The 12,468-nt window shown below is 31.4% G+C and carries 11 protein-coding genes and 1 pseudogene; 5 read left to right on the plus strand and 7 right to left on the minus strand.

Going from position 1 to position 12,468, the window contains the following annotated elements:
* Positions 1 to 92 precede the first annotated feature (92 nt).
* Positions 93 to 608: a GNAT family N-acetyltransferase gene (locus IDG65_RS06825; protein ID WP_000907314.1), complete on the plus strand. Its 516-nt coding sequence runs from the start codon at positions 93 to 95 to the stop codon at positions 606 to 608.
* Positions 609 to 921: 313 nt separating this feature from the next.
* Entirely contained in the window at positions 922 to 1,551 is a 630-nt protein-coding gene (locus IDG65_RS06830) for a hypothetical protein (protein WP_000827012.1), read from the plus strand.
* 155 nt (positions 1,552 to 1,706) lie between these two features.
* Here the strand turns inward: IDG65_RS06830 and IDG65_RS06835 are convergent, their stop codons facing one another.
* Positions 1,707 to 3,380, minus strand: a complete 1,674-nt coding sequence (locus IDG65_RS06835; protein ID WP_001670177.1) for a CDP-glycerol glycerophosphotransferase family protein — start codon at positions 3,378 to 3,380, stop codon at positions 1,707 to 1,709.
* A 316-nt stretch (positions 3,381 to 3,696) separates the two neighbouring features.
* On the opposite strand from IDG65_RS06835, the gene IDG65_RS06840 reads away from it, so the two are divergent.
* Together IDG65_RS06840 and mqo are read left to right on the plus strand one after the other, a co-directional pair.
* A complete protein-coding gene (locus IDG65_RS06840) occupies positions 3,697 to 5,295 on the plus strand; it encodes an L-lactate permease (RefSeq protein ID WP_000960863.1) in 1,599 nt (532 codons plus the stop codon).
* A 380-nt stretch (positions 5,296 to 5,675) separates the two neighbouring features.
* Positions 5,676 to 7,154, plus strand: a complete 1,479-nt coding sequence (gene mqo, locus IDG65_RS06845; RefSeq protein WP_000211361.1) for a malate dehydrogenase (quinone) — start codon at positions 5,676 to 5,678, stop codon at positions 7,152 to 7,154.
* A gap of 126 nt (positions 7,155 to 7,280) precedes the next feature.
* Here the strand turns inward: mqo and IDG65_RS06850 are convergent, their stop codons facing one another.
* Positions 7,281 to 8,363, minus strand: coding sequence for an ABC transporter permease (locus IDG65_RS06850; protein ID WP_000696058.1), 1,083 nt, complete (start codon positions 8,361 to 8,363; stop codon positions 7,281 to 7,283).
* Positions 8,360 to 9,088, minus strand: coding sequence for an ABC transporter ATP-binding protein (locus IDG65_RS06855; protein WP_000340148.1), 729 nt, complete (start codon positions 9,086 to 9,088; stop codon positions 8,360 to 8,362). The genes IDG65_RS06850 and IDG65_RS06855 overlap by 4 nt, the downstream gene beginning before the upstream one ends.
* A 133-nt stretch (positions 9,089 to 9,221) precedes the next feature.
* Here IDG65_RS06855 and IDG65_RS06860 point away from each other — a divergent pair, with 133 nt between their 5' ends.
* Entirely contained in the window at positions 9,222 to 9,785 is a 564-nt protein-coding gene (locus tag IDG65_RS06860; RefSeq protein ID WP_000372854.1) for a TetR/AcrR family transcriptional regulator, read from the plus strand.
* Between the two features lie 176 nt (positions 9,786 to 9,961).
* On the opposite strand, the gene IDG65_RS06865 is transcribed toward IDG65_RS06860, so the two are convergent.
* From IDG65_RS06865 to IDG65_RS06880, 4 genes and pseudogenes are all read right to left on the minus strand, one after another.
* On the minus strand, positions 9,962 to 10,417 hold the full coding sequence (locus IDG65_RS06865; protein WP_000793163.1) for a DUF3021 domain-containing protein: 456 nt from the start codon (positions 10,415 to 10,417) through the stop codon (positions 9,962 to 9,964).
* On the minus strand, positions 10,414 to 10,857 hold the full coding sequence (locus IDG65_RS06870) for a LytTR family DNA-binding domain-containing protein (RefSeq protein ID WP_000977038.1): 444 nt from the start codon (positions 10,855 to 10,857) through the stop codon (positions 10,414 to 10,416). The genes IDG65_RS06865 and IDG65_RS06870 overlap by 4 nt, the downstream gene beginning before the upstream one ends.
* A gap of 162 nt (positions 10,858 to 11,019) precedes the next feature.
* Positions 11,020 to 12,393, minus strand: a complete 1,374-nt coding sequence (gene hssS / locus IDG65_RS06875) for a heme sensor histidine kinase HssS (RefSeq protein ID WP_000477340.1) — start codon at positions 12,391 to 12,393, stop codon at positions 11,020 to 11,022.
* Positions 12,386 to 12,468: pseudogene (locus IDG65_RS06880) on the minus strand (DNA-binding response regulator); the annotation flags it as partial. The gene hssS and the pseudogene IDG65_RS06880, both read right to left, overlap by 8 nt.

Here is a 12,468-nt window from a genome sequence, read left to right on the forward strand (position 1 = left end):
ATTGATTTGTGTTAATGTATTTTTAAATAGTTTTGGCTGAAAAATAACATAAGTAATATTTTGATTCGATCACTGTTTATTGGAGGATTTATATGGCTGGGATAATCAAAGAAATTTCAAAACAAGATGCTGGTGAATTAGTTGAATTAGCAACTAGAACATTTTATGACACGTTTGGTTCTTACTATGATGACAAAGATTTTGATCAATTTTTTAAAGACAATTATACTGTAGAAAAATTTACACAAGAGATTAACCATGTAGATTCATTTCATTATTTTTATCAAGAAGATGGTGCGAATGTTGGTTATATAAAGATGAATATTAATAGTGCTCAAACTGAAGAAATGGGGGAAACCTATTTAGAAGTACAGCGCATATATTTTTTGAAAGACTTTCAAGGTGGCGGAAGAGGTTCACAATTGATAGAATTGGCCGAAAAAATTGCACAAGAACATAATAAACATAAAATTTGGCTAGGAGTTTGGGAGCATAATCCTCGTGCTCAAGCATTTTATAAACGTCATGGATTTAAAGTGGTTGGTGAACATCATTTTCAAACAGGTGATGTAACGGATACAGATTTAATTATGGAAAAAGAGTTATAATGATTGTTTTTGCAGCAGATAAAATGAAATCATAGTAATAAATATTGTGTATGCCTTGAAATGCTAAATGCGTAATGAATTGTTGAAGTAAAATAATTAAATTTATAGAAAACATAAAATTCACAAAAATTAAATAATAATGAACAAAAATTAGGGTATAATAAAAAGAACCTTAGATTGTAGTTATGGATATTGTGATAATTCAGATCATATTAATGTTGACGTCTTTGGTAACAAGCCATGAAAAGATACACATGGTAGATATGTATTTCAAGCTTATTCAATGAATATCGAATTATAGGAGGAGATATGTATGAAAAGATTAGTTACAGGGTTACTAGCATTATCATTATTTTTAGCTGCATGTGGTCAAGATAGTGACCAACAAAAAGACAGTAATAAAGAAAAAGATGATAAAGCGAAAACTGAACAACAAGATAAAAAAACAAATGATTCATCTAAAGATAAGAAAGACAATAAAGATGATAGTAATGACGTAAACAAAGATAATAAAGATAATAGTGCAAACGATAACCAGCAACAATCTAATTCAAATGCAACAAACAATGACCAAAACCAAACAAATAATAACCAATCAAGTAATAATCAAGCGAATAATAATCAAAAATCAAGTTACGTTGCACCATATTATGGACAAAATGCCGCGCCGGTTGCACGTCAAATTTATCCGTTTAATGGAAATAAAACTCAAGCTTTACAGCAATTGCCAAATTTCCAAACAGCTTTAAATGCGGCTAATAATGAAGCAAATAAATTTGGTAGTAATAATAAAGTGTATAATGACTACTCTATTGAAGAACATAATGGTAATTATAAGTATGTGTTTAGTTTTAAAGACCCAAATGCAAATGGAAAATATTCAATTGTAACGGTTGATTATACTGGACAAGCAATGGTTACTGATCCAAACTACCAACAATAATGTTAATGTAATTATGATGCAAGTTAAAAAATTAAAACGGTAAACTCTATAATATGAATTAGGGTTTACCGTTTTTTTTGCGTATTTTAAAGTATAAAAGTTTACGTTTTATAGTACTTTTAAACCTCATTCACAGCCACTGATGAATTTAAACACTATTGATTAGATGTCATCTTAGACAATATAAGTTGTGAAATAGATTCTAATGGTTGTTCTTTATGTTGTATTTGTGGATATTTAATCACTGGTATTGCCTGGGAAATTAAATTATTAATTAATAATTGTCGGTCTGTATACCAAATTTTTGATAGATGACGCCAAATATCTTCGTTAACACCTTGAGACTCAATATATTGACTGTGATTTGGAGTGTATAATGCTACTGATTTGTCTATAGCCATCGCATCAAATATTATATTTGAGTAATCAGTGATAACGACATCAGACATTAGAATTAAGTCTTGAGCACTAAGATATTTTGGTGCAACAATCGCCTCTTCTGGTAACATCGTTTCATCAATACCCTGAACCACAACATGATAGGCTTTGAATAAAGCATCTGATAGTGGTAATTGTTGCGCACTCACTAATCCAATAGGTGCGTATAATAAAACTGGTTTTTGATCATTTATTTTAAACGATTTCTTATACTGTTGTTGAGTAGTACTTTCGTTACGCTTTTGTAGTAAATATTGGTGCTTAGGATTACCGTAAGCCAATACATTTGCTTGGTGACTAGGAAAAGCCGTTTGATAAAAGTGGCTAATATCATCAGCAGAATGTATAACATAATCGAATTGCAACCAGCGATTATACCTTTTAGCACGATAAAAAGGTGTTTCTATATTTTTAATAGGCTCTTTACTATCTAAAAATAATTGCATTATTGGTGTGCCTTGATGTAATTGAATTAAAGTACCGTTTGGTTGTAACGTTTCAGGTATATCATTTTCAACTAAAACTACGCGTGCGCTGTTAATCAATTCGTCAGCTTTTTCAGACTTAGGTGATATGAAATGTGGTCCGCGACGATCGTCAGTAACAAAATAACAGGCAGTCATTGGATTATGTTTAACGAAGTAAGTAAATAAATATTTTGAATTACCTATATATTGATGATGATCACCGATAAAAACGATGTGATCTTTTAAAACGTTTGGTTGCTTCGTATACAAGCCGAAGTTTTGTAATTGTTTGTTATCAGCACGTTGCTTTGCTATTTTGTATAACCATTTAGGTAGCATAAACTTGGTAGAATACAACCAATTATCTGGCGAATTAAGTTGTTCTGAATCCTCGATAAAAAGGTTGCGAAAAGGTATAGGATGATGATCAATATAAGCCATTTTATTCAAATAAAACTGAGACATCATATCAAAATCTTCAATAGTTTTAATAGTTTCCCATATTGAAGCACTTGTTGCTAAAGGGGCTTTAAAATCAAAAACGACATGACCATCGATTGATAAATCACCTTTCAGAAGTGTCAATAAAGCTAAATCGAAAATCGTTTCTACAGAGTAATAATGTATTAAATCAAGAGTCTGTTGAATCGCATATATCAGGTTAGGATAGTAATTATTGTTTTGAGCCCAATCGGCAATGTTGATCGTTGATTGACCGAAATAGTGACAATCATTTTTGTATTGTCCATCCACAGTATAATCAACCACGATAGACTTAGGATATAATTGAACCGCATCTAACATAGATTGATAAATCATTATCTCATTGGCATATGGAACGACATGTGTATAACCTTCAGACTGAGCTTTCATTAATTGAGATTCAAACTTTTGCATATTAGAAACATTTATCTGTTTAATCATTGCTATAACTTCCATTTCTCATCGTAGTATCTTCCTTATTTTAGCACGGTCTTATGTAAAATTCATGAATAGTATAAGTTACTTCATTACATTAAGTACAATTCATTTTGATGAACAGATTTAAAATGAAAAATAAAACAATTAAATAGGAAAGTGATATTGTTAATAGTCTGAAAAAATGGTATATTTTAATTGTGAAAAAAATCACATTAATCTCACTGTTCTGTAAAATGTTATCGATAACAAAATGCTATAGCCAGAGCATGATTTTAATGAAGTAATTACACTACTACTTTATGGAAAGAAGAGTCAGCCTATGTTAGTAAATACGTTTAACCCATTTGATAATTTATTATTATCGTCTTTAATTGCAGCAATACCGATTGTACTGTTTTTACTATGTTTAACTGTTTTTAAAATGAAAGGTATTTATGCAGCCATTACAACACTTGTTGTAACATTACTAATTGCAATACCATTTTTCAAATTGCCAGTTGGTATCGCTTCTGGTGCAGTAGTCGAAGGTTTCTTCCAAGGTATCATTCCGATTGGCTATATCGTTATGATGGCAGTATTGTTATACAAAATTACTGTTGAATCTGGACAATTTTTAACAATTCAAGATAGTATTACAAATATTTCACAAGACCAACGTATTCAAGTTTTACTTATTGGATTTGCATTCAACGCATTTTTAGAAGGTGCAGCAGGATTTGGTGTACCAATTGCAATTTGTGCACTTTTATTAACACAATTAGGATTTAATCCATTAAAAGCTGCGATGTTATGTTTAGTCGCAAATGCAGCGTCTGGTGCTTTTGGTGCGATTGGTATCCCTGTAGGTGTTGTAGAAACGTTGAAATTACCTGGAGATGTTTCAGTATTAGGTGTTTCTCAATCAGCAACTTTAACATTGGCAATCATAAATTTCATTATTCCATTCTTACTTATCTTTATTATTGATGGTTTTAGAGGTGTTAAAGAAACATTACCAGCAATTTTAGTAGTTTCAATCACTTATACACTTACTCAAGGATTATTAACAGTATTCAGTGGACCTGAATTAGCAGATATTATTCCACCGTTATTAACAATGTTAGCATTAGCAGTATTTTCTAAAAAATTCCAACCAAAACACATTTATCGTGTTAATAAAGATGAAGAAATTGAACCTGCAAAAGCACATTCTGCAAAAGCAGTATTACATGCATGGAGTCCATTCATTGTATTAACAGTCATTGTAATGATTTGGAGTGCGCCATTCTTTAAAAACTTATTCTTACCAAATGGTGCTTTATCATCATTAGTATTTAAATACAACTTACCTGGAACAGTCAGTGAAGTTACACATAAACCATTAGTTTTGACTTTAAATATTATTGGACAAACAGGTACAGCTATTTTATTAACTATTATTATTACAATTTTAATGTCTAAAAAGGTTAACTTTAAAGATGCAGGTAGATTATTCGGTGTTACATTTAAAGAATTATGGTTACCAGTCCTTACAATTTGTTTCATCTTAGCAATTTCTAAAATCACAACTTATGGTGGTTTAAGTGCAGCAATGGGTCAAGGTATTGCTAAAGCAGGTAATGTCTTCCCAGTTCTATCACCAATCTTAGGTTGGATAGGTGTGTTTATGACAGGATCAGTTGTAAATAACAACTCATTATTTGCACCAATTCAAGCTTCTGTTGCACAACAAATTGGAACAAGTGGTTCACTTCTTGTATCTGCTAATACAGTTGGTGGTGTAGCGGCAAAATTGATTTCACCACAATCAATTGCAATTGCAACTGCAGCAGTAAAACAAGTTGGTAAGGAATCAGAATTATTAAAAATGACATTGAAATACAGTGTATGTTTACTAATATTCATCTGTATTTGGACTTTCATCTTGTCATTACTATAAAAAAACGTATTTCAAAATATAAATATACAGAGGGTGAGATGTTTTCTAACATCTCATCTTTTTTTAATGGATTATTAATGAAAGAAGTTTGACATTATAATAATGGTAGAGCTTTATGTTAAAATGAAGAGTGAGTAATCAGCAATCAAATTAAATTGGTTGATAGCTGTTAAGGTTTGTGGTTTTGTCTTTGTGCTATCGCACATAAAGTATATAATTAAAGTAGTTTCGTTATTATAAAATATTAATATACATAGTAGATAGTAATAGAGCATCACTATGGGAGCCTATTGAGACACTTATTGATTCAAAGTGGTATTAATATGTCGTATTTGTCGAACGTTCCATTATTCATTTTAAAAAGGGGGACTGTATTTGTTATGACAACACAACATAGCAAAACAGATGTCATCTTAATTGGTGGCGGTATTATGAGTGCAACATTAGGAACATTACTTAAAGAATTATCACCTGAGAAAAATATTAAAGTGTTTGAAAAATTAGCACAACCTGGCGAAGAGAGTTCAAATGTATGGAATAATGCCGGTACAGGGCATTCAGCACTTTGCGAGTTGAACTATACAAAAGAAGGTAAGGATGGCACAGTTGATTGTAGTAAAGCAATTAAGATAAATGAGCAGTACCAAATTTCAAAGCAGTTTTGGGCATATTTAGTTAAAACAGGACAATTAGATAACCCAGATCGCTTTATTCAAGCGGTGCCACACATGAGTTTTGTCATTGGCGAAGATAATGTAGCTTTTATAAAAAGTCGTGTTGCAACGTTAAAGAAAAGTGTTTTATTCGAAAAAATGAAATTATCGCAAGATGAAGAAGAAATGAAATCTTGGGTACCGTTAATGATTGAAGGTCGTAAGTCTGATGAACCAATTGCTTTAACTTATGATGAAACTGGTACAGATGTTAACTTTGGTGCGTTAACTGCAAAGTTATTTGATAATTTAGAACAACGTGGTGTGGAAATTCAATATAAGCAGAATGTATTAGACATCAAGAAACAGAAATCAGGGGCATGGCTAGTTAAAGTTAAAGATTTAGAAACTAACGAAACGACAACATATGAATCTGATTTTGTATTTATTGGTGCTGGCGGTGCGAGTTTACCATTACTCCAAAAGACTGGAATTAAACAATCAAAACATATTGGTGGTTTCCCGGTAAGTGGATTATTCCTGCGCTGTACAAATCAAGAAGTGATTGATCGTCATCATGCTAAAGTGTACGGAAAAGCAGCAGTGGGTGCGCCACCAATGTCAGTGCCGCACTTAGATACACGTTTTGTAGACGGCAAGCGTTCATTGTTATTTGGTCCATTTGCAGGTTTCTCACCTAAATTTTTAAAAACAGGTTCACATATGGATTTAATTAAATCGGTTAAACCAAATAATATCGTGACGATGTTATCTGCAGGTATCAAAGAAATGAGTCTTACGAAGTATTTAGTGTCACAATTGATGTTATCTAATGATGAGCGTATGGATGATTTAAGAGTCTTTTTCCCAAATGCTAAAAATGAAGATTGGGAAGTGATTACAGCAGGGCAACGTGTCCAAGTAATCAAGGATACTGAGGATTCTAAAGGTAACTTACAATTTGGTACCGAAGTCATTACGTCAGATGATGGCACATTAGCTGCATTACTTGGTGCATCACCTGGTGCGTCAACAGCTGTAGATATTATGTTTGATGTTTTACAGCGATGCTATCGTGATGAATTCAAAGGATGGGAACCAAAGATTAAAGAAATGGTGCCGTCATTTGGTTATCGCTTAACAGATCATGAGGATTTATATCACAAAATTAATGAAGAAGTAACTAAGTATTTACAAGTTAAATAATAAACGAAACGGTAATGTCTTTTTTAATGCGATAGACATTACCGTTTTTTAGTGGTTGTTTTTATTATCAGTGCTTTATATTTAGAAGCTTATCTTGATTGAAGTCATTTAAAAGTTTTGTAGCATTTATACCTGTCTGTATCGTTTTAAACCAACAATATTTAAGATAATAAAGACTATGATAAAAATCATTAGAATTAGTAAATCGAACCATATATTACTCCAACCTTGCCCCTTTATCATAATATTAGTTAAAGCATCACCAGCATATCGAAGAGGGAAGAGATAGCCGATGTTACCTAGCCAATCAGGCATATTTTCAAGTGGGAAAATTCCTGAAAAGAATACCTGAGGTACAGCAACTAGTGGAATAAATTGAATCATTTGAAACTCAGAATTAGCAAACGTTGAAATGAAAATCCCCATAGATAATGCTGTAATAGCTAAACAAATATTAATCAAAATTACATACCATAAGCTACCTGCTAAATTAATGTTCAATAAATATATTGAAAATAGGACTATGATTAATGTTTGAATGATTGCGAATATACCATAGCCAATCAGATAACCAAGGACGATTTCACTTCGACGAATTGAAGTTGATAATACACGTTCTAACGTACCTGTTGTACGTTCACGTAATAAAGCTATACCTGAAATTAGAAATACAAATAAAAATACAAAGAAGCCCATTAGTATTGGAAACATTTTATCGAAATAAGTACTATCAGAATTACCGTATAAATAGGAATGCGAAATCTTAATATCTTGTTTGTTTGGTGCTTTCATGGTCGGAGGTGCTTTTTCAATTAGATGCTTTATACTGCTTATTTTATCTTGTTGTATAGCTTTGCCAATCATTTGTTTGATCATATTAGATTTGTTAGGGTCTTCATTTGTATAAATGACATGTAATGTTTGATTTTCTTGGTAAATATAACCATCAAGATGATTATTCTCGATTTTAGATCTGATATTTTCATGAGAATGGAACGTTTGAGTTTTTATGTCGGATGATGGCAATTGTTTTGTTATATTTGATGAAACAGATGTATCGATACCGATTTTCAAATCGTTTTCATCACCGTTAAAAATAAAATACATAAGCGTCAATATTAAAATTGGTGCTAGAAACATCAGCGCAAGAGTACGTTTATCACGTAACATTTCTTTTAATACCCGTTTAACAATAGCTAAAATTTTCATGATTGACGAACCTCCTCAGCTTTAATAAATACCGCTTCAATTGTATCTACATTAAATCTTTGTTTTAAATTGGTTGGCGTATCTATAGCAAATATTCTTCCGTCGACAATAAGTCCAACTTTATCGCAACGTTCCGCCTCATCCATAACATGTGTTGTGATGACGACACTCTTTCCGTCTTTGGTCATTTGCTTGAATTGTTGCCATATTTGTTGGCGCAATTTAGGGTCAATGCCTACAGTTGGTTCATCTAATATGATTAATTCTGGTTCGGCCAACAATGTTATTGCTAAAGATAATCGGCGTTTCATGCCTCCTGAAAACTGTGCAACTTTTTTATTTAACGCTTGCTCTAAATTCACTAGAACGATATTTTTTTCAATATTATCTTTTAATACATTTCCTTTCAGTCCTGACAAACGACCGTAAAACTCTAGGTTTTCATAAGCAGTTAAGTTTTCGTATAATGCATCAGTTTGCCCCATATAGCCTAATCGATTTAAAGCTTTGCGATTAGGCATCTTATGAGCGAAAATTTCTGCAGATCCCGAATCTACTTTTTCCATACCTAGTAAACACTTTATTGTTGTTGTTTTACCAGAACCACTAGGACCTATTAACCCTAGCAGTTCACCTTTATTGATTGACATACTAATTTCGTTTAATACGTGATGCTTGTTATACGTTTTTACAACTTTATCCAACTTCGCTATAGTTGCGTCCATGACAACCCCTCCTAAATTGAGATACATTTCACTTTATTTATATATCATCTTAAGCGTATATTAAGATTGCGAATAAAATATTAACAGATAGTGAACATATTTGCTTTTAGTGTTCAGAAAAAAGGTGGGGCATATGGATCAAACAGCTTTTACGGATAGTCGTGTAACGAAAACGATAAATCGCATACATGATGGAATGGTAAATCTATTAAAAATGAAGGCATATAATGATATAACTGTTAAAGATATATGTGAAAAGAGTCAAATAAGTCGGACAACCTTTTATACACATTACAAAACTAAAGATGATTTTATATACAGCTATCTTAATACATTGTTAAAAGTTGCTAAAAAGAAGTTCATTAAAGAGAGGCCTATGACACAAGCAGTATTTTTTAAAAGGATGATTTATTATTGGCTAAGTGAAGGACAGCTCATATTGATGTTATTAGGTGATGAGAGTGCTTATAAATTACATCAAGTCATAAAAAAATCACTACAACAACGTATCGAAATTAATGTTGTACCAGTATTAAATACAAAAATGTTAACGACGAAGGAAAAGTATTTTTTACTTATTTTTATGAGTAATGCAATCATTGGTGTGTTACAAGATTGGGTCAAACGAGGATATAAAGAGAGTCCTAAAGAAGTAGCAGAAATTATGAATAAAATATTTGAAAATGCATTTCGTTAGGTTTTTATCATGATAAGTTGATGTTGTAAAGGACAGTTGCAGTTACAATTTAATTTGAAAATAGTAAAAACATATTATTCAGTTCATGCGTATTTAAAATAAATACAACATAAAGCTATACATTGCAGAAGAGACTACTTTAATGCAATGTATAGCTTTTATAATTTTAATAAAAATCATTTTAATTGTTTCAGTTGCTCGTTAATAGTGTCTACGTAGTTCTTGTTTTTAAAGAATTGAATAATCCAAATCAATGTGTAAACCACAATAAAGATAATTGTAAATATGATTAGGGAATTTATTGTTAGTGGAAACCAACCGGCAAGTATTGCTAAAGGTAAGAATCCGACATACGTTGTTATGAAATGCACTATAGTTGCTTTAGTAATGCCCCAATCTGTGTATTTAAAGATAAAATCTCCAAGGAAAAAGACGACGCCTATGAGTAACCATAAAATGATAGAAATCAACATTACGGTAGTTTCTGTGAAATGATTATAATACAATATGCCAATAGTTGATTGTGGGTTCAGTGGATAATATTTGCCGTCTGCAAATAACATACTAAAGAACAGTGAAAGGGACAAACCAATGATTAAGCTAATAAATAATGAGTTTTTCAAATTTTTCATATTGATAAGCGCTCCTTTATAGATTTTAAATAACGTCTAGAAGAATAGGTGTAGTGTGCATCTTTAAGATACATACGTATAAGTCCATTTGGCTCTAATAATAATTTTTCAATGTAATACTTGTTGACGATTTCTGATTTGGAAATACGAATGAAATGTTGTGGTAACTGTTTTTCTAGTTCATAAAGTCGTAATTTTAGTTTGAATTTTTGATTGCTTGTAATGGCTGTTACATTTTTATTAATAACTTGGAATGTTATAACATCTGATACATTAATGATATGGATTTCTTTGTCTATGTATCCGACTAATGTATGTGATTTGTCTAAATCATTGACTGCATTAATAATACTTTGAACGTGATCATTCATTTTAGGTGCATGTATATCAATATAAGATTCCGTCTCAGTTGCATTGATAAATAAATTGAGTTTCATCATAGGTTAATGCCTCCTTCAAAATTATTAAACCATAAATGACCATCGATATATTTAAATTTTGTTGAATGGTAGAAATTAAATGTTAAGTGGCTAGAAAGCGTTAATTAATATAAAAGATACCTCCTGTAATAAAAACAGAAATGTTTTTTCAGGAGGTAGAGATTAATGTGAATTATTTGGCAGTGTAATAGTAAAGGTGGTTACATACTCGTTACTTTGTGTGAATTGGATTGTACCATGATGCAATTCAATGATGGATTTTGTAATTGCAAGACCTAAACCATTGCTATTATCATGTTTGCTCACTTTATAAAAACGTTCAAATAAACGTGCTTCAGCTTGTGGACTAATTGGTGAACCATCATTACTTATTGTGAAAATGATGTTGTTGTGACTATGTTGCAAAGCGATGTCAATGGCACCACCAACATCTGTATACTTAATAGCATTTATTAATAAATTACTTAATGCTTGATGTAACAAACGTTGATTTCCTAGGAAATCGATTGATTCTAGGTCAGCTAAAATGATTAACGACTTTTCATCAGCAGAAAATTGTTCATGTCGAATAATATCTTTAATGAGTTGATCGACTTGAATCTTATCATCGAATAATAAATGTTGGTGATTATCTAATTCGGATAAGAGCAACAATTCAGTTGTTAATCCGCTCAGTTGCGTTGTAATGGTATAAATATCATTTATATATTGTTGTCGTAATGTTTTATCAGAAGTTTGTTGTAACTCGCTTAATAAATGATGAATATGTGTTAATGGTGTTTTGATTTCATGAGATACATTTTGTACAAAATGCTGCCTCATTTGATCAACTTGTCTCAATGACTCTCTCATCTTATTAAAGTGATACTGTAATGTTCCAATTTCATCTTTGCGTGTTTGTTTGATAGGTGTTTCAAAATCACCATCAATTAAGCGTTCGGTCGCTAGCTTTAACTTTTTTACTGGACGAATGATTGAATAGGTTGATGCGATAACTAATGAAATCGAGATAAATAATAACAACATTAACAAGACGGCTAAGAATGTTCTAAACTCGCTAAATGTTTCTCCAATATCTGGGCGCATGAATACTGCTATTGAACCGTCTTTTGTCTTAAAGTTAATACCAACAGTATTATCTGTTACATTGTCGAAAAATCCAGTTACGAATAATGCGAATGGTTTATCTTTAATACCATGGTAATCTTTATTATTTAATACGTTGTTAATAGCATTTTGTGATAAAGTATCTTCTCTAAACGGCTCCCCATAAAATGTCTTATGACCTTTTTGATCAACGGTCATTATTTGGTAATTCATTTGCCCTAAATGTTTGAAATATTGTTGAATGTGCGTTGGTTTAGCTGATTGTTCATATTGTCTTGCTTCTTTAAGCGTCTTCATGATTTTCGCGTCATTAGATGCTTTTAAATTATAATGATAGTAAACATTTGTTAATACAAAACTTATTAATGCACTAAATAAAATAACCGTAATGGAATAAATCGCAATTCTAGCATAGAGTGTTTTAAACATGATTCTCCACCTTATAGCCTTGTCCTCTTACTGTTTCAATTGTAAGTGTGGCATTTAATTTTTTTAATCTTTGGC

This window comes from Staphylococcus sp. EG-SA-17, assembly GCF_017151845.1.
In the GTDB taxonomy this organism is placed as follows: Bacteria; Bacillota; Bacilli; order Staphylococcales; family Staphylococcaceae; genus Staphylococcus; species Staphylococcus aureus.